The organism is Candidatus Magnetominusculus xianensis (assembly GCA_001541255.1).
In the GTDB taxonomy this organism is placed as follows: domain Bacteria; phylum Nitrospirota; class Thermodesulfovibrionia; order Thermodesulfovibrionales; family Magnetobacteriaceae; genus Magnetominusculus; species Magnetominusculus xianensis.
Genome location: LNQR01000054.1, coordinates 39,995 through 57,459 on the forward strand (window position 1 = coordinate 39,995; position 17,465 = coordinate 57,459).

The 17,465-nt window shown below is 47.7% G+C and carries 15 protein-coding genes and 1 tRNA gene; 2 read left to right on the forward strand and 14 right to left on the reverse strand.

The features are described from left to right. Positions 1–23 precede the first annotated feature (23 nt). Both ASN18_RS07135 and ASN18_RS07140 read left to right on the forward strand, forming a co-directional pair. Entirely contained in the window at positions 24–1,289 is a 1,266-nt protein-coding gene (locus ASN18_RS07135) for a response regulator (RefSeq protein WP_085052051.1), read from the forward strand. Positions 1,290–1,330: 41 nt separating this feature from the next. Continuing rightward, positions 1,331–1,876, forward strand: coding sequence for a response regulator (locus ASN18_RS07140; protein ID WP_085052052.1), 546 nt, complete (start codon positions 1,331–1,333; stop codon positions 1,874–1,876). A gap of 109 nt (positions 1,877–1,985) precedes the next feature. On the opposite strand, the gene ASN18_RS07145 is transcribed toward ASN18_RS07140, so the two are convergent. From ASN18_RS07145 to ASN18_RS07210, 14 genes are all read right to left on the reverse strand, one after another. Beyond that, positions 1,986–2,864 (reverse strand): FG-GAP repeat domain-containing protein, encoded by an 879-nt coding sequence (locus ASN18_RS07145; RefSeq protein ID WP_085052053.1) that lies wholly within the window; start codon positions 2,862–2,864, stop codon positions 1,986–1,988. A 43-nt stretch (positions 2,865–2,907) separates the two neighbouring features. Beyond that, positions 2,908–4,212 (reverse strand): carbohydrate porin, encoded by a 1,305-nt coding sequence (locus ASN18_RS07150; protein WP_236861587.1) that lies wholly within the window; start codon positions 4,210–4,212, stop codon positions 2,908–2,910. Positions 4,213–4,621: 409 nt separating this feature from the next. Then, positions 4,622–5,632 carry a potassium channel family protein gene (locus ASN18_RS07155; protein ID WP_085052055.1) on the reverse strand — a complete coding sequence of 337 codons (1,011 nt, stop codon included), beginning with the start codon at positions 5,630–5,632 and terminating at the stop codon, positions 4,622–4,624. A gap of 42 nt (positions 5,633–5,674) precedes the next feature. Then, positions 5,675–9,766, reverse strand: a complete 4,092-nt coding sequence (rpoC, locus tag ASN18_RS07160; protein ID WP_085052056.1) for a DNA-directed RNA polymerase subunit beta' — start codon at positions 9,764–9,766, stop codon at positions 5,675–5,677. 26 nt (positions 9,767–9,792) lie between these two features. Then, positions 9,793–13,728: a DNA-directed RNA polymerase subunit beta gene (rpoB, locus tag ASN18_RS07165; RefSeq protein WP_085052057.1), complete on the reverse strand. Its 3,936-nt coding sequence runs from the start codon at positions 13,726–13,728 to the stop codon at positions 9,793–9,795. Positions 13,729–13,857: 129 nt separating this feature from the next. Next, positions 13,858–14,238, reverse strand: a complete 381-nt coding sequence (rplL, locus tag ASN18_RS07170) for a 50S ribosomal protein L7/L12 (protein WP_085052058.1) — start codon at positions 14,236–14,238, stop codon at positions 13,858–13,860. A 34-nt stretch (positions 14,239–14,272) separates the two neighbouring features. Beyond that, positions 14,273–14,794, reverse strand: a complete 522-nt coding sequence (gene rplJ / locus ASN18_RS07175) for a 50S ribosomal protein L10 (RefSeq protein ID WP_085052059.1) — start codon at positions 14,792–14,794, stop codon at positions 14,273–14,275. Positions 14,795–15,068: 274 nt separating this feature from the next. Beyond that, positions 15,069–15,764, reverse strand: coding sequence for a 50S ribosomal protein L1 (rplA, locus tag ASN18_RS07180; RefSeq protein ID WP_085052060.1), 696 nt, complete (start codon positions 15,762–15,764; stop codon positions 15,069–15,071). A gap of 30 nt (positions 15,765–15,794) precedes the next feature. Then, a complete protein-coding gene (gene rplK / locus ASN18_RS07185; RefSeq protein WP_085052061.1) occupies positions 15,795–16,220 on the reverse strand; it encodes a 50S ribosomal protein L11 in 426 nt (141 codons plus the stop codon). A 22-nt stretch (positions 16,221–16,242) separates the two neighbouring features. Beyond that, the gene (gene nusG, locus ASN18_RS07190; RefSeq protein WP_085052062.1) at positions 16,243–16,767 is read right to left on the reverse strand and encodes a transcription termination/antitermination protein NusG; all 525 of its coding nucleotides are present in this window, start codon (positions 16,765–16,767) and stop codon (positions 16,243–16,245) included. Positions 16,768–16,833: 66 nt separating this feature from the next. Further along, positions 16,834–17,019: a preprotein translocase subunit SecE gene (gene secE, locus ASN18_RS07195; RefSeq protein ID WP_085052063.1), complete on the reverse strand. Its 186-nt coding sequence runs from the start codon at positions 17,017–17,019 to the stop codon at positions 16,834–16,836. A 36-nt stretch (positions 17,020–17,055) separates the two neighbouring features. Continuing rightward, positions 17,056–17,131 (reverse strand) — tRNA-Trp (locus ASN18_RS07200). 39 nt (positions 17,132–17,170) lie between these two features. Next, complete coding sequence (rpmG, locus tag ASN18_RS07205; RefSeq protein WP_085052064.1) at positions 17,171–17,323, reverse strand: 50S ribosomal protein L33; 153 nt, start codon at positions 17,321–17,323, stop codon at positions 17,171–17,173. Positions 17,324–17,329: 6 nt separating this feature from the next. Further along, on the reverse strand, positions 17,330–17,465 hold a 136-nt coding region (locus tag ASN18_RS07210; RefSeq protein WP_492208001.1), incomplete at its 5' end, for an EF-Tu C-terminal domain-related protein.

Genomic DNA, 17,465 nt, shown 5'->3' on the forward strand with positions numbered 1-17,465 from the left:
AATATGTTTGCAGGTAAAATAATATGAACGATTCAGATAACCTTTTTTGCGACGATAGTTTTTTAAAGGAAAAGGAGGAAGTCTCACCGAAAGACCACTTCGGCGAGATAAACTGGAGGGTCATGGTTGTTGACGACGAAGAGGAAGTCCACAGGATGACCAGGGCTGCCCTAAGAGATTTTACTTTTGCCGGCAGAGGTATTGATCTTGTATTTGCATCATCAGCGAAAGAGGCAAAATCTGCGCTGAATAAGCACAATGACACGGCATTGATTATACTTGATGTGGTTATGGAATCTGAACACGCGGGCCTGGATATCGTAAAGTATATACGTGAAGTCCTCAACAATAAATTTATGAGAATTATTCTGCGGACAGGGCAGCCCGGCATGGCGCCAGAGAACGACATAATTGTAAACTACGACATAAACGACTACAAGACAAAAAGCGAGCTGACGATTCAACGTCTTTACACATCGATAGTAACATGTTTACGGTCATATAATGATTTGATAAGACTGGATGAGGCATATAAAAAACTCAAAAAAGAAGCCGAAGAGAGAATCCTTATAGAGAAGCAGCTTGCCGAAAAGGAATATCAGGCAGCAATCGGCATAGCTATAACTCAAATAGTCCACGGCGCCAAGAACATCCTTAATGCGCTCAAAGGTGGAGAATATATGATCAATACTGCATTGAAAAAGAACGATAACGAGCTGCTGATAAAGGGTTGGGAGGCTGCCCAAACAGGCATATCACGCATGTCGGCGCTGACCCGTGATCTCCTTGATATTTCACGGTTCAATCAAATCGAATTCAAATATGGTTCAATAACCGCCCTCGCCGAGGAGGTTGTAGGTATGTTTCAGGACACAGGGAACACCCCTCAGGTTGAGGTTTTGGGAGAAATAGATAAATCAATCCCACCGCTTTTATTCGATTATGAAGCCATTCACACAGCGCTGATGAACCTTGCGTCAAATTCGATAGATGCCTGTACATACAAGCAATACGATGACCATGACAAAGGCAGAGTAATCATACGCGTATATTCAGAGGTTAAAAGCGGTTTTGTAACCCTGGAAACAGAGGACAATGGACACGGGATAGAGGAGGATGTGCTGGATAAGATATTTGTGCTGTTCTACTCTACAAAGAACTTCAGGGGCAACGGGCTGGGGCTGCCAATAACCAAAAAGATAGTGGAAGGACACGGTGGAACATTAGATGTTACATCAAAAAAGGGAAAAGGGTCGATCTTTCGGATAAGGCTGCCCATGAATAAATAAATCATATAAATCTTAATCAATCACTGGGAAGGAGAAACGGGATGAAAAAGAGAGTGCTTATAATCGACGACGAGAAGGCAATAAGAGAATATCTTTCTACGATATTGAGTGAAAACGGTTTTGATGTAACAATGGCGGTAGACGGTGAAGATGGATTAAACAAGGCAAGGGAATTAAAACCAGACCTGATAACCCTTGACGTGATGATGCCAAAAAAGACGGGGATATACGTATTGGGCGAGTTAAGGAGAGACCGCGAACTGGCAAGTGTGCCTGTAATAATGCTTACTTCGGTAAAGAGCTTTATAGAGCAGTCATACAAAGAGCTTGACAACGTAGAGACAATAAAGCAAATGGAGACCTTGCTTGATGAGCCGGACAGCAAGATACAGAAGTTCTTTCTGCGCTTTAAGTCTTTCCGAAAAATGCTGCTCATAGACAGAGACTCGATGGTAGATCAATTCAAAAAGGGAGAGTTAAAACTTGGTGGGATGCCGTCACTTCCCGATATATTCCTTGACAAGCCGGTAGAGCCGGAGGAGTTTACACACGCGGTCGATAAATTAATCGGGCCCCGGCCAAAATGATATTGCCAATCAGTCATAGTCCGGCAATTAGAAGTGTTGTCACCCCTGATTGCCAAACTATGCTACACACACCTTATTCTGTATTACACGGATTTATTATGCGGCTGTGTTATCGCGGCCCGACAACCTCCCAGTTTGTGTCAGGTTCAGAGTCTATCTGAAGGACTTCGATTACAGTCGCCCCTATCATTGTCCAAATGGCGTTGTAACCTTTGGTCTTATGTCTCCATAAAATATCTGGGGCGCCGTCGCCGTTATAATCCGCTGCCGCTGCAATTTTCCAGTTCGTATCGGGATTTGTGGGCAGCCACACGACCGAATACATATTCGTCGATTTCATCAGCCATAACATGTTATAGCCGTTTGACCTGTTTCTCCATACAATATCTACACTTCCATCCAGGTCAAAGTCCCCAGTTCCACCGACTTCCCAGATTAAATCTGTAACTGCTGGAAGCCATACGACAGAGTTTAACATTGCACCGCTCATCAGCCAAATAATGTTCTCTCCCGTAGCAGCGTTTCTCCATAGGATGTCCGGCCAGGCGTCGTTGTTAAAATCAGCAGTTGCCACGATAGTCCAGTTTGGGTCTGACATTGTTGGAAGTACAACTGTATAGGCATAGAGGGTACCGTTCATTAGCCATAGGGCATTATTGCCTGATACCTTATTCCTCCAAAGGATGTCATCGCTGCCATCACCACTGAAATCTGCAGTTCCAACGATAGCCCAGTTGCGGTCATATAATGGCTGCATCGTCAACTCGCTGTCTAGTACAGGGCCGTTCATCTGCCAGAGCTTATTCTGTCCTGTCGATTTATTTCTCCATAAGATGTCAACACTACCGTCTAGGTTGAAATCCGCGGATGCTGCATACGCTTCTGTAAGCCTGAATCCAACGTTCTTACCATTTTTACCATCCCACGAAACGGACAGCATTAAAACTATGAAACAAAACAACATACTTAAACGTACCAGTGCTTTCATTCATTCATCTCCTGTAAATAGTGTCATAATGTAAATACTCTGTTTAAAATACAATCCTTGCCCTCAATCCAGTCACAGAGACATTTTTAAAATCACTATAGCCAAGTGCGTTAGTAATAAACTGGTAGTCAGGGCCAACTACGACATACTTGTTTAAGGCTACATTATAGTACGCCTCAACACGGTGTTCATTGCGCCCCGCTATATCCTGAAGGGCAAGGGCTTGTTTATAGTCCCTCGACAGCATAGATGTCCCGTAGGCAATACCTAACATATCTTCATCTCTTTGCCATATCTTACCGCTGAGTCCAAGTCCACCGCTTAATGCTACATCATAGTTATAGATCTTCGGACTCTGGTAGCCGGCTCTTCCAAAAACTGTCAGATAGTTTGTCAACTGTTGGTCAAGACTCAGTCCTAAACCGTATCCCTTATCTGTTGTTACAGTTGGGTCGAGGATTTCAGTATGGTCAATCTGATTTGTCCATCCATATATACGATAGTTTCCCTGAAGTTCATTAATCTTGGGTTTAAGGCCGACTTCAGCTATAAGAAATGGCCTGTTAAATATATTGTCCCACGATGAGTCACCAGGCTGCCATCCGAGGCTTACATCAATCAGTTCTACAGGACTTATCGTCAAACGTGTCCCTGCCGTGTATCCCGGAAATTCCACAGCCATGTTATTTACAAATCCAGAGGCAAGAAACTGTGAGTTTTCATCGTTGGCAACTGCATTTGTATCAAAATACCTTGTTATGTCAAGTTTGCCAACTGTGAGGGCCACCTTTTTATCGAGGAATTTGTGTTCGTACCATGCCTCACGAATCCATACGTAACTGTCGGAATCTGCCGCAGTATCGTTTATACCCCAAAAGCTGGAGAGCCTGTCAGTGCCTTTAAGCCCTTTGCCAGCGCCCATTTGCGTCCTGAAAAACAACGTGCCATCATCGCCAAGCGGCCTTGCGACATCTATCTGTGCCCTGATATTGCCCGCCGTTACATCTCCGCCCGGGGGAGTGTTTCTCTTATTGCCTATGGTGGCCTGCCCAACCATTGTAACATTACCGCTGATACCCAGTCCGCGCAGGAATTCAGGTATCTTATCAGCGCCATTCGTAGCGTTGTCAGGGACGTGGGTCTGTTGTTCTGCCTTCGCTTCCTTTTCTTCAGCGCTATGTTTGTCCTTTAGTTCTCCCATGATATCTTTGTATTCCGCTTCACTTATAATGCCTTTCTTAATTAATACCTTAAGAATCGCATCTGAGTCTGAGGCATATGAGTATGACAGCGGGAATAATATCAGTGAAGCTGCTGCAAGTAAAGCCACTACGACATTTTTTAACATAAAGTACATCCTCCTTTTTAATCTTAATAGTTTGGGACTTATTCTACGACATAATTAGTTGACCTATCCCACCTCCTTATAAGAGCCTGCCGCTGTCAATTCTTCAACTCTATCCATGTCAATTTAGGAGACATAAGCAGCAACGTCTATGCTTTTGAAAGAGGAACATTGTGTTGACAATTGATTTGTGCATTGCATGAGATATTATTCCATGCCAGTATGCAACTGTATTTTGCAGTGACTGATTTACAAATTCATAGCTGTATGCATCTTTCACACCACTAAACATGCAAGTACCATGCCACTTATTGGTGTAAAAAATATTTGATAACTATTATATCATGCGGTAGTCTCAGCAATAACGCCAATATATCATCACTGAGTAATCTGAAAGATGACCGGCCCTCTGCTATTTCTTAAACATCTGCTCAAGACCCCTTAGTTTATAGACCTCACCGAGGGCTATCAGCGTATCTCCAGCCTCAACAATAGACTTATGCGTGGGATTAAAAAGCATTTCACCACTAGCGCGTTTAACTGCCATAATAATTACCCCGTACTTACGCCCAATCCCCAAATCACTGAGTGTCCGGTTTGCAAACTCAGAGCCTTCAGTTACAGTAAGCTCCTCTATCTGCAGATCGATATTGCCGCTTTTTGTGGCAAACTCTATGAAATCCACCACCGCAGGCTTTAATATCGTATGGGCTATCTTTAAGCCCCCTATATTATACGGTGAGACAACCCTGTCTGCCCCAGCCCTGATGAGCTTACACTCTGTGCTTTCCTCCCCTGCCCTCGCCACTATTTTGAGCGTCGGATTCAGCCCCCTGGCGCTTAAAACCACGAACAGATTCTGCGCATCCGTAGATAACACAGAAATCAACCCGTTGGCACGCTCTATTCCGGCCTCAAGTAATACCTCATCCTTTGTAGCGTCTGCTTTGAGAAAAAGCTCTGCGCTTTCCATATCCTCCTCAGAGCGCTCTTTTTCTATCACTATATATGGCACATTGTTAGAGCGCAGCTCACGGCAGATTATCTGCCCCATTCTGCCATAGCCGCAGATTATATAATGGCCTTTCATCTCTTTGATAGTTTTTTCCATCTTCCTCCTCCCTAGTGCCTCCACTAATTCTCCTTCAAGTACTATCCTCATCGCAGTGTTCACCGTATATGCAAGGACGCCAACTCCAAGTATAATTAACACTATCGTAAAACCCCTGCCCGCATCTGTCAGCGGAAGAACCTCCTGATAGCCTATCGTTGCCAGCGTTATCACTACCATATACAACGAATCGAAGGCATTCCACCCCTCGATAACCATATATCCGGCTGTCCCCAGAAATACTATTAATGTCTGGAGAACTGCCAGTAGAATTATTTTTTTTCTCAGATCGTTTTGTGGTTGCAGTTTCATTGTAGTATAGGCAGGGGCACAGCTTGTCCCCTGCCGTGGTTTTTACAGAGATTCTTCGGTAACCTCTTCACGCTCCTCAGCCTCTCGTTTCACAAACGTATTGATAAACTTATCCATACCGGTTCCACATGGTATTATCTTGCCCATAATGACATTCTCTTTCAGACCATGCAGCTCGTCAATTGCGCCGCTTAGGGCTGCATCGGTAAGCACCCGCGTTGTCTCCTGAAATGACGCCGCAGAGACCCAGCTATATGTCGTCAGAGACGCCTTCGTAATGCCAAGCAGCAATGGCTTTGCAGTGGCCGGTCTTCCGCCTTCTGCCATAACCGCCTCGTTCACCTCTACGAAGTGCATACGGTCAACATGCTCGCCAATCATAAAATCAGTGCTTCCAGTGTCTTCTATGTTTACCTTTCTCATCATCTGGCGTATTATAATCTCAATGTGCTTGTCGTTGATGGCAACGCCCTGAAGCCTGTACACCTTCTGCACCTCGTCAACCAGATAGCGCTGTAACTCCGTAGGGCCTAATATGTCCAGGATGTCGTGTGGATTGACTGCCCCGTCCATCAGTGCCTCACCTGCCTTCACCCAGTCGCCGTCGTGCACTGTGACGTGCTTGCCCTTTGGAATGGTATATTCCTTTGTAATGTCACCGCCGCGAACCTTTACCATCCTGACGCCCTTCTGGGTTGAGACAAGCTCCACTGTGCCATCGATTTCTGAGACAAGCGTAGGTTCCTTTGGCTTACGTGCCTCAAACAGTTCGGCTACTCGTGGGAGACCTCCGGTTATATCCTTTGTCTTTATTGTTTCCCTCGGTATCTTTGCCAATATATCACCGGGGGCTACTAAATCGTTTCTCTCAACAAGGATGTTGGCGCCCGCAGGGAGATTATAGCGCGCGGGGATAGCAGTGCCCGGCAGCTTTAGCGTTGACTTGCCGTGTTCGTCTTTAATCGATATCCTTGGCCTCAGATTCAGGTGTGTCGGGTAATCGATTATCAGCTTATGCGAAAGCCCCGTTATCTCATCAACCTGCTCTTTTACTGTGACGCCCTCTTCGACATCACCCCATGCAACACGCCCTCCTACCTCTGTTAGAATCGGTGTTGAGTACGGGTCCCATTCGGCTATCTTCTGCCCTATCGTTACCCGGTCGTTCTCTTTGACCATAAGACGCGCCCCGTAGACCAGATTGTGCTTTTCACGCTCCCTGCCTGTTTCATCGGCTACGGCTACAAACGCATTTCTGTTCATCACAACAAGGAGGCCCTCACGGTTTGTTACATAGTTCAAATCTACAAACCTGACCAGCCCTGAGTGTTTTGCAGAAAGCACGGCCTGCTCGATTACCTTTGTGGCCGCTCCACCTATATGGAATGTCCTCATGGTAAGCTGTGTGCCAGGCTCCCCTATGGACTGGGCTGCGATGATGCCCACCGCCTCACCTATCTCTATCTTTGTGTTTCTGGCGAGGTCTCTTCCATAGCAATTGCCGCATATGCCAAACTTAGTCTGGCAGGTCAGCACGGAGCGTATCTTTACCCTGTCAACTCCCGCGTCCACGATTTTTAGTACGGCCTCCTCATCTATCTCCGCATTTTTTGGCCATATTATCTCTTGTGTCACGGGGTCTTTGATATCCTCTGCTGGCAGTCTGCCCAGTAGCCTTTCTTCGATTGGCTGGATTATCTCACCGCCTTCAATCAGTGATGTGATGATTATGCCGTCGTCCGTGCCGCAGTCTATCTCTGTGATTATCACGTCCTGGGCCACATCGACAAGCCTTCTGGTCAGATAACCGGAGTTCGCTGTCTTTAGTGCAGTATCGGCAAGCCCCTTTCTGGCGCCGTGTGTAGAGACAAAGTACTGAAGCGGGGAGAGTCCCTCGCGGAAATTCGCCGTTATTGGGGTCTCGATTATCTCGCCCGATGGTTTTGCCATCAGTCCGCGCATACCGGCAAGCTGTCTTATCTGTGCCGCCGAGCCTCTTGCACCGGAGTCGGCCATCATAAATACGCTGTTAAAGGCACGATTCTTCTCTATATCCTCTTTTGTCAGCGTCTTACCGTCTTCGGCCCCCAGCTCCGCCATCATAAACTCTGCCACCTTTTCTGTCACGGTTGCCCAGATGTCGATGACTTTATTGTAGCGCTCACCCTGTGTTATCAAGCCGTCGGAGTACTGCTTATATACCTCCATGACCTCCCGTTCGGCCTCTTTCAGGATTTCTGCTTTGTTTGATGGTATGTGCATGTCGGTTATACATATCGAGATGCCGGACTTTGTGGCGTAATGAAATCCAAGGTTCTTCAGTTCGTCCAAAAACATAACCGTCTTACGCCTTCCTGCATATTTATGTGCATAGTCGATTACCTTCTGCACCTCTTTTTTGGTCTGTACCTTGTTTATTTCAACAAATGGCACTTCTTTAGGGACGATTTCATAAAACAACACCCTGCCTACTGTCGTATTGACGTGTGTGCCGTCTATTTCGACCTTTATTTTTGCATGTTCAACTACGGCGCCGCCGTCATAGGCGATGCGCACCTCTTCAAAGGATGAGAAGCACTTGCCCTCGCCCTTTGCTCCGGGTCTTTCCTTTGTCAGATAGTAAATCCCCAGTACCATGTCCTGCGTTGGAAGCACTATGGGTTTTCCACTTGCTGGTGAGAGCAGATTGTTTATAGACATCATCAACACGCGGGCCTCAACCTGAGCCTCTACGGACAACGGCACGTGGACTGCCATCTGGTCACCGTCAAAGTCGGCATTATAGGCCGTACACACCAGCGGGTGGAGCTTTATTGCCTTGCCCTCAATCAGAATTGGGTCAAAGGCCTGAATGCCAAGCCTGTGCAAGGTCGGCGCCCTGTTTAGCAGCACAGGGTGTTCCTTGATTACCTCCTCAAGGGCATCCCAGACCTCGTCCCGCTCCATTTCGACGAATTTCTTCGCCTGTTTTATCGTCGTTACATAACCCTTGTCCTCTAACTTATTGAATATAAACGGTTTAAACAGCTCAAGTGCCATCAGTTTTGGCAGACCGCACTGGTGGAGCTTCAACTCCGGGCCTACCACTATAACCGAACGGCCTGAGTAATCGACACGCTTGCCAAGCAGGTTTTGCCTGAAGCGCCCCTGCTTTCCCTTTATCATATCGCTGAGGGATTTTAGAGACCTCTTTGTCGAACTCTTGGGCAGCTTCGCCCCCTTGGTGTTATCAAAGAGCGAATCAACGGCCTCTTGCAGCATTCGCTTTTCGTTTTTCACTATGACGCTTGGGGCCTTTAGCTCTATAAGCCGTTTTAATCTGTTGTTGCGGTTGATGACACGGCGGTAGAGGTCATTTAAATCAGACGTAGCAAAACGCCCGCCTTGTAGCGGTACAAGCGGCCTCAAGTCCGGGGGCAGCACAGGGATTACATCGAGAATCATCCACTCTGGTTTGTTTTTTGATATCCTGAATGCCTCAACTATCTTGAGCCTCTTTGTAAGGCGTTTCTTCACTCCCAGGGCGCCGGTCTCCTCAATCCTGGTCTTTAAGTCAACTGACAGCCAGTCAAGGTCAACCTTCCTCAGCAGCTCCCTTATTGCCTCAGCCCCCATGCCACCCTTAAACCGCGAGCCAAACTCCAGGGCATGTTTCTTGTACTCCTCTTCGGTTAGTACCTGTTTGTCTTTCAGGGGTGTGTCGCCTGGGTCAACAACTACATAGCTTTCAAAATAGAGGACTTTCTCAAGGTTTTTCATCGTCATATCAAGCAGCATCCCTATCCTGCTTGGCACACCTTTGAGAAACCATATGTGCGCTACCGGCGTGCAAAGCTCTATATGCGCCAGGCGTTCCCTTCTCACCTTTGCATGGATTACCTCCACTCCGCACTTATCGCAGACAACCCCTCTGTGTTTCATCCTCTTGTACTTGCCGCAAATACACTCCCAGTCCTTTACCGGACCGAAAATCTTTGCGCAGAACAGGCCGTCCTTCTCAGGTTTGAACGTCCTGTAGTTTATCGTCTCAGGCTTTTTTACCTCACCAAACGACCATTCCCTGATTCGCTCGGCAGAGGCAAGTTTTATCCTTATGGCGTCGAAGTCTTTTTGAGTCTTTGGAACCTGATACATACCGTATACGATTTCACTCAAAAGTGCTATCCCCCTCTATTTTTTTTCTCCAAAAGCTCTACGTCCAGACAGAGACTTTGGAGTTCTTTTATCAGGACGTGAAACGACTCCGGCACACCCGGATCAAGTGTTGCGTCACCTTTGACTATCGCCTCGTACATCTTGGCACGTCCGGTAACGTCGTCACTTTTTACCGTCAAATACTCTTGCAGCGTGTATGACGCCCCATATGCCTCAAGCGCCCAGACTTCCATCTCACCAAGTCTCTGCCCGCCGAACTGCGCCTTGCCGCCAAGTGGCTGCTGTGTTACCAGTGAATACGGCCCTATTGAGCGTGCGTGTATTTTGTCCTCAACCAGATGGTGGAGTTTGAGCATGTACATATAGCCCACTGTTACAGGCCTTTCAAAGGGTTCGCCTGTCTTGCCGTCGTAGAGTATCGACTGTCCGGTCTCAGCGAGGCCAGCCTTTTTCAGAAGCTCTTTTATGTCGTTTTCCTTTGCCCCTTCAAATACTGGAGTTGCCACATACACGCCGAGGGCCTTTGCCGCATAGCCCAGATGGGTCTCAAGTATCTGTCCTACGTTCATTCTCGATGGCACGCCGAGGGGATTTAACACTATTTCAACCGGTGTGCCGTCTGGCAGGTAGGGCATATCGTCTTCGGGCAGCACCATTGCAACAACGCCCTTGTTGCCGTGCCTTCCGGCCATTTTGTCTCCCACCTGTATCTTCCTCTTCATCGCAATGTAGACCTTTACGAGTTTATTGACGCCGGGGGGCAGTTCATCCCCTTTTTTCAGCCTCTCTATTCTCTCGTCATACTTGTTCTGAAGCTGTTTCAGGTAATCTCTTGTCGTCTTTGTGAAGTTCTCGATTTGCTGCTGCATCTCGGGGTCGGTGATTTTCAGTCTGCTGACTTTTCTATCGCTTATCAACTCCAATATCTGCGGGGTCAGCACATCGCCTGACTTACAAATCAACTCCTTAGCGGCAGAGTCCCTTCTTACGTCCTCAGCGGCGGTCTTGCCGTTTAAGAGCCTTCGTATGCGGTTGTGCATCTCATCCGATACGATTCGTGTCTCCTCTTCCACATCCCGCTGAAGCCCTTTTATCTCATCATCCTCAAGGGCCTTTGCGCGTGAATCCTTTTTAATACCCCTGCGGGTGAATACCTTTACATCTACGACAATGCCCTTGACGCCGGGCGGGACGTAGAGGCAGCTCTCTTTCACCTCTTCCGCCTTTTCGCCAAAGATAGCGCGCAGGAGTTTTTCCTCCGGGGTCAACTGAGTCTCACCCTTTGGGGTTATCTTACCAACCAGTATGTCACCGGGTTTGACCTCTGAGCCAACATAGATAATGCCACTGTCATCGAGGCTTGCCAGCGCCTCCTCACCTACATTAGGTATGTCACGGGTTATCTCCTCTGGGCCAAGTTTTGTCTCTCTTGCCTCTACGTCGAATTCCTCTATGTGTATCGACGTAAAGACGTCTTCTCTGACAAGCTTTTCGCTTAACAAAATGGCGTCCTCGAAGTTATACCCGCCCCAGGGCATAAATGCCACCAGTACGCTCCTTCCAAGTGCCAGCTCTCCCATGTCTGTCGATGGCCCGTCGGCTATGACATCACCGGCCTCTACTTTTATTCCAAAGTCTACTATCGGTCTTTGATTTACGCAGGTTGCCTGATTAGAGCGTGCGAACTTCACCAGATTATAAATATCCACGCCGCCCTCTTCTTCCACCCTTACCACTATGCGGTTTGAGTCAAGGGTCTCGATAGTCCCCCCGCGTTTAGCCAGTATCGCCGCCCCGGAGTCCCTTGCTGCCACGTGTTCCATTCCTGTGCCCACAATCGGGGCGTTTGGATTTATCAGCGGCACGGCCTGTCTCTGCATGTTTGAGCCCATCAGCGCCCTGTTTGCGTCGTCATTTTCAAGAAATGGGATTAATGACGCAGACACACCGACAATCTGCTTCGGGGATACGTCCATGTACTGTATGTCGTTGGGCTGGACTATCTTTATATCGCTGCCTATTCTGGCTGAAATGGCATTGCCTATCAGACGGCTGTCTTTATCCATTGGTGTAGTTGCCTCGGCTATGACGCACTTCTCCGCGTCGATGGCCGTCAGGAACAAGATTTCATCCGTCACTGAGCTGTTTACTACCTTTCTGTATGGCGCTTCAAGGAATCCATACTCGTTTACCCTTGCAAATGACGCCAGCGAGGTTATAAGCCCTATGTTCGGGCCTTCAGGCGTTTCAATCGGACATATACGTCCATAGTGTGTCGGGTGAACGTCACGTACCTCGAATCCTACGCGGTCACGGGTCAGTCCGCCAGGGCCAAGGGCAGAGAGCCTCCTCTTGTGTGTTATCTCAGACAGAGGATTCGTCTGGTCCATGAACTGGCTTAACTGGCTTGAGCCGAAAAACTCCTTCACCGCCGCCATCACAGGCTTTGCGTTTATTATATCGTGGGGCATAATGTCGTTCATCTCTATTATCATCATCTTTTCCTTGATAGCCCGCTCCATCCTGATTAGTCCAATGCGGAACTGGTTTTCAAGCAGCTCGCCCACGCTTCTTATGCGGCGGTTGCCCAGATGATCTATATCGTCCACTTCGCCTTGCCCTGTGCGAAGCCCAAGCAGATATTTTATTATCTCCACTAAATCGACTTCAGTAAGCACTGTCTTATCCATAGGGATATTAAGGCCAAGCCTTTTATTAACCTTGAGCCTTCCCACGGGGGACAGGTCATAGCGTTTTTCGTCGAAGAACAGGCCGTCAAACAGCGCCTTTGCTGCCTCTGGTGTGGGCGGCTCACCGGGTCTCATCTTTTTGTAAATCTCGATGAGTGCATCTTCTTTGGTGGTAACCTTGTCTATCAGCAGTGTGTCTCTCAGAGACGGCAGGAATCTGACATTGTCGATAAACAGCAGCCCCAGAGTGTCTATCTTCGCAGACAGAATCCTACTCAATATCTCCTCTGTGATTATCTCGTTGCCCTCTACGATTATCTCCCCTGTGTCCGGGTCAACGACGTCGTGGAGGCTTATCCTGTCCACAATGTCCTCGCGCAGTATGGGGATTTCCTTAACAGCGGCGTTTTGGAGCCTTTTAATGGCAGCCTTTGTTATCTTTGCCCCTTCTTTGATAATCGACTCGCCAGTTTTTGGGTCTTTTACGGCAGTTGAGGACTTTATACCCGAAAGAATGCCGGAGAGTTTGCGGGTAAACGTGTTGTTGTCATAAATCTTTATCTCCTCTACCTGATAAAATGTGTTCAGCAGGTCTTCGTTGGTCTTCCCGAGGGCCTTGAGGACTATTGTAGAGGGGAGTTTCTTTCTTCTGTCTATGCGCACATAGAGAATGTCCTTTGTGTCGAACTCAAAGTCCAGCCACGAGCCTCTGGAAGGGATTACGCGTGCGGTGTAGAGCAGCCTTCCGCTGGTGTGGGTTTTGGTCTTGTCGGTGCTGAAAAACACGCCGGGTGAGCGGTGGAGCTGGCTGACAATTACGCGCTCAATGCCGTTGATGATAAACGACCCGGTATCTGTCATCAGAGGAATCTCACCTATGTAGACCTCTTCTTCTCTTGACTCGCGCAACTGTTTTTTTCCATCTTCGCCGCTGTCCCAGAGATTCAGCCGAACCTTTATCTTTACGGGCGCCGAGAAGGTAAGGCCCTTGTGGATGCACTCCCTGTCGCGGTATTTCGGCTCAAGAATACTATAGCCCAGATAGTCTATCGAGGCGGTCTCGTTGTAGTCTACTATTGGGAATACACTCCTGAATGCCGCCTCAAGGCCAAAGTTCTTTCGCTTTTCCGGTGGAATGTCTTGCTGCAGGAACACTTCATAGGACTTGCTTTGTATCTCTATCAGGTACGGAACCTCGAGCACCTTCGCCATCTTGCCGAGGTTCAGTCTCTCTCTCATTACCCTTGCCATGTTACTCCTTGATTTTAGGGATTCTATCTAAGAATCCTTCTGGCCTCTGTCAAAACAGAAGCGGGTTGTTCGTAACATTTAAGCACTTGGCCGACACTGAACCAGTACAGGGTCGGCGCTGGGGGCAACCTATTTAATCTCTACTTTAGCACCCTGTTCTTCGAGTTTGGCCTTGATGTTTTCAGCCTCTTCCTTAGTAACTCCGGTTTTTACTTCCTTCGGGGCGGTATCAACCAGCTCTTTGGCTTCCTTCAGACCAAGAGACGTAAGCTCTCTGACCACCTTGATGACCTGTATCTTCTTATCGCCAACCGATGTTAATACGGCGTCAAAACTGGTCTTCTCCTCTACCGGCTCGGCTGCCGCCGCAACGGGGGCTGCCGCTACTGCAACTGCCGCCTGCGCTGTTACGCCGTATCTGTCCTCGAATTCCTTGATGAACTCCGACATCTGAAGTATTGTCATGTTATCGAAAAACTGAAGCGCCTGCTCTTTTGTAATCTCTGACATTGTATTGCCTCCTTTAGTTTGTTTCGTGCATTTCTTATGCCGATCTCTTTTCTTTTAACGCGTTAAGCGCGTTGACCATCTTGCTTATTGTGGCGTCTAACAGTCCTGCCATTTTGCCCATCGGTGCAGAGAAGCAGCCTGCAATCTGCGAAAGCAATACCTCTTTGGATGGGAGGTCGGCTATCTTCTTTAAGTCTGCTGCGTCATATAGCCTGCCTTCTACAAACCCGCCAAGCACCTTTAGCTTTGCATCTTTGCCCTTTGCCGATTCAAATACCCTCTTCGGAACAATGGTAGGGTCGTCATAGCCTATGGCCACACCAACAGGACCAGTGAATACATCCTTTTCTGTCTCAACAGGCGTACCCTTGGCCGCTATCTGTGCCAGCGTATTTTTCACTACCTTGAACTCTACGGCTGAACTTCTCAGACTCACCCTCAGCGCAGAGAGTTCTGCAACCGTCATGCCCTTATAATCAGTCAGCACTACGGCCTTTGCCCTTGCAAATTTCTCATTTAAGTTCGCAACTACCGCTTCTTTTTCCTTTTTGTTCATATCATGTCCCTTTCACGCTATTTTTTTCACATCGTGTAATCCGTCTGATCCGTCTGGTCATCAGTGCCCGTCCTTTCTCCTTAGTTTTTTCATAGTTTACCGGGCTTTCGCCCGATTTATATTACAGCGCTTAATAAAGACTAAGACGGTTTGATGCCAATACGCGGCAGTGGATGGAGATTCCCCTCCATATTTGACCGTCTAAACAGGCCGACCACCCTTTTGGCCGATTACACTTGTGCACAGTACCTGCTGTCTCTGACCGTTTTGATTTCTATACTTTTGTTGTCGTTACCGTATTTAAATCTACTCTCAACCCTGGCCCCATTGTAGAGGATATTACAAGTCTCCTTAGATACCTGCCGCGGCTGGCGGAGGGCTTTGCCTTTATTATTGATTCAAGGGCTGTCTTTACGTTGTCTGCGATGTTTTTCGGCTCGAAAGACAGTTTCCCTACGGGCATATGGACGATTCCGGCCTTTTCCACCCTGTAGTCTACCTTACCTGCCTTTATCTCCTTTACTGCCTTAGCTATATCAAACGTAACTGTACCGGTCTTCGGATTTGGCATAAGCCCGCGTGGTCCCAGGAGCTTTCCAAGTTTACCTACCGCGCCCATCAGGTCAGGTGTTGCAACGGCCTTATCGAAATCCAGCCATCCCTTTTGAATCTTTTCTATCATGTCCTCGGCGCCAACAAACTCTGCACCAGCGTCGCGGGCCTCTTTCTCTTTTTCGCCCTTTGCAAACACCAGCACACGCACAGTCTTACCAGTTCCATATGGCAGCACCACGAATCCCCTGACCATCTGGTCAGACTTTCGGGGGTCAACGCCCAGGTTCAGGGCTATGTCTATTGACTGGTCAAACTTCACAAACGATACTTCTTTCAATAAGGCAATGGCCTCCTCAATAGAGTACTCCTTTAACTTATCGACTTTCTTAAGTGCCTCTTCGTATTTCTTGCCCATATGCGCTTGTCTCCTTATAATCCGTCGGCATTAATCAACCACGTCAATGCCCATACTTTTGGCCGTGCCGCTTATGATTCTGACGGCCTTGTCGATGTCGTATGCGTTGAGGTCCGGCATCTTTGTCTTTGCTATTTCATTTACCTGTGCGCTGGTCACCTTGCCGACCTTTTCCTTGTTTGGCACATTTGAGCCTTTGATTACACCGGCGGCCTTTTTCAGGAGTTCTGCTGCGGGCGGCGTTTTCAGTATAAACGTAAAACTCCGGTCTTTGTATATTGTCAGCACAACGGGCACGATGGTCTCGCCCATCGGTGCGGTCTTTGCGTTAAACTGCTTGCAAAAGTCCATAATATTAATGCCGTGCGGACCGAGGGCCGGGCCTACCGGTGGTGCCGGGTTTGCCTTCCCTGCCGACAACTGTATCTTGACCATTGCGGTCACTTCCTTGGCCATCTGTACGTCCTCCTATAGTTCTCTATGTTCTTTCCACCTGGTAGAAACTCAGCTCAACCGGCGTCTGCCTGCCGAATATACTGACCATTACCTTCAGCCTGCCGTGGTCAAAGTCCACTTCGTCCACATAGCCGTTAAAGTTCGAAAACGGCCCGTCTGTAATACGCACGGACTCTCCCTTTGAGTACTGCATCTTTACTTCCTGCCCAGTACCCTTTTCCTGCTGCTGAAGTATTATCTCGACCTCTTCATCGGGCAGCGGCACAGGGTGTGTACCGCCTACAAAGCCTGTAACTCGTGGTATATTTTTCACCAGATGCCACGTCTCATCAGACATTGCCATCTCTACCAGTATGTAGCCAGGATAGAACTTCCTGTCGCTCTCGGTCTTCTTTCCCCTCTTTATCTCCACTACCTTTTCTGTTGGGATCAACACCCTGGTTATTCTATCGTCGAGTTTTACCTGAGTTACCTTCTCTTCAATTCCGTGTTTTACCTTATCTTCATATCCTGAATACGTATGCACTACATACCATCTTTTTTCCATATCTTTACCTTAAGCTCTCACCTCTGCAATTTTATCAATATCTTTATAAAAGGCCGCTTATGCCGCCTATTTTATCATCGATTGTATTAGTTTTGACAATCCCACATCGACAATACCCAAAAACATCGAAAGCACTACCGTAAATATCAACACTACCCAGGTTGAGCCGATAAGCTCCTCCTTTGACGGAAAGGCCACCTTCTTTGTTTCCAACTTTACTTCCTTAAAAAATACCTTAATCTTCTCAACCATATCGTTTAATCACCCTTGTCTGTCAATATTTTTTTTTGGCAGGCCAGGAGGGACTCGAACCCCCAACATTCGGTTTTGGAGACCGACGCTCTACCATTAGAGCTACTGGCCTTCCTCGCTGCACATTACGTTCACAGTCAGTCACCTGTTTTTATGCCTTTACCTCTTTGTGTTCTGTATGGCGCTTGTCGAACTTACAGTATTTCTTCAGATTCAACTTCTCTGTCGTATTTTTCTTGTTCTTCCGGGTTGAATAGTTCCGGTTCTTACATTCCTTGCACTGTAGTAAAATTATATCTCTCATATCCCTCTACTCCAACACTTCCGTAACGACGCCGGCTCCAACTGTTCTGCCGCCTTCTCTTATTGCAAAGCGCAGCTCTTTCTCCATCGCTATCGGTCCTATTAATTCTATCTTCACACTTATGTTATCTCCGGGCATCACC

What these genes read in the sequence shown, in the direction of transcription:
- rplJ (WP_085052059.1), bottom strand. Translation starts at nt 14,794, where the DNA reads ATGAACAAAAAGGAAAAAGAAGCGGTAGTTGCGAACTTAAATGAGAAA.
- ASN18_RS07150 (WP_236861587.1), bottom strand. Translation starts at nt 4,212, where the DNA reads ATGTTAAAAAATGTCGTAGTGGCTTTACTTGCAGCAGCTTCACTGATA.
- rplK (WP_085052061.1), bottom strand. Translation starts at nt 16,220, where the DNA reads ATGGCCAAGGAAGTGACCGCAATGGTCAAGATACAGTTGTCGGCAGGG.
- rplL (WP_085052058.1), bottom strand. Translation starts at nt 14,238, where the DNA reads ATGTCAGAGATTACAAAAGAGCAGGCGCTTCAGTTTTTCGATAACATG.
- ASN18_RS07155 (WP_085052055.1), bottom strand. Translation starts at nt 5,632, where the DNA reads ATGAAACTGCAACCACAAAACGATCTGAGAAAAAAAATAATTCTACTG.
- secE (WP_085052063.1), bottom strand. Translation starts at nt 17,019, where the DNA reads ATGGTTGAGAAGATTAAGGTATTTTTTAAGGAAGTAAAGTTGGAAACA.
- ASN18_RS07135 (WP_085052051.1), top strand. Translation starts at nt 24, where the DNA reads ATGAACGATTCAGATAACCTTTTTTGCGACGATAGTTTTTTAAAGGAA.
- rplA (WP_085052060.1), bottom strand. Translation starts at nt 15,764, where the DNA reads ATGGGCAAGAAATACGAAGAGGCACTTAAGAAAGTCGATAAGTTAAAG.
- rpoB (WP_085052057.1), bottom strand. Translation starts at nt 13,728, where the DNA reads ATGGCAAGGGTAATGAGAGAGAGACTGAACCTCGGCAAGATGGCGAAG.
- ASN18_RS07140 (WP_085052052.1), top strand. Translation starts at nt 1,331, where the DNA reads ATGAAAAAGAGAGTGCTTATAATCGACGACGAGAAGGCAATAAGAGAA.
- rpoC (WP_085052056.1), bottom strand. Translation starts at nt 9,766, where the DNA reads ATGTATCAGGTTCCAAAGACTCAAAAAGACTTCGACGCCATAAGGATA.
- ASN18_RS07145 (WP_085052053.1), bottom strand. Translation starts at nt 2,864, where the DNA reads ATGAAAGCACTGGTACGTTTAAGTATGTTGTTTTGTTTCATAGTTTTA.
- rpmG (WP_085052064.1), bottom strand. Translation starts at nt 17,323, where the DNA reads ATGAGAGATATAATTTTACTACAGTGCAAGGAATGTAAGAACCGGAAC.
- nusG (WP_085052062.1), bottom strand. Translation starts at nt 16,767, where the DNA reads ATGGAAAAAAGATGGTATGTAGTGCATACGTATTCAGGATATGAAGAT.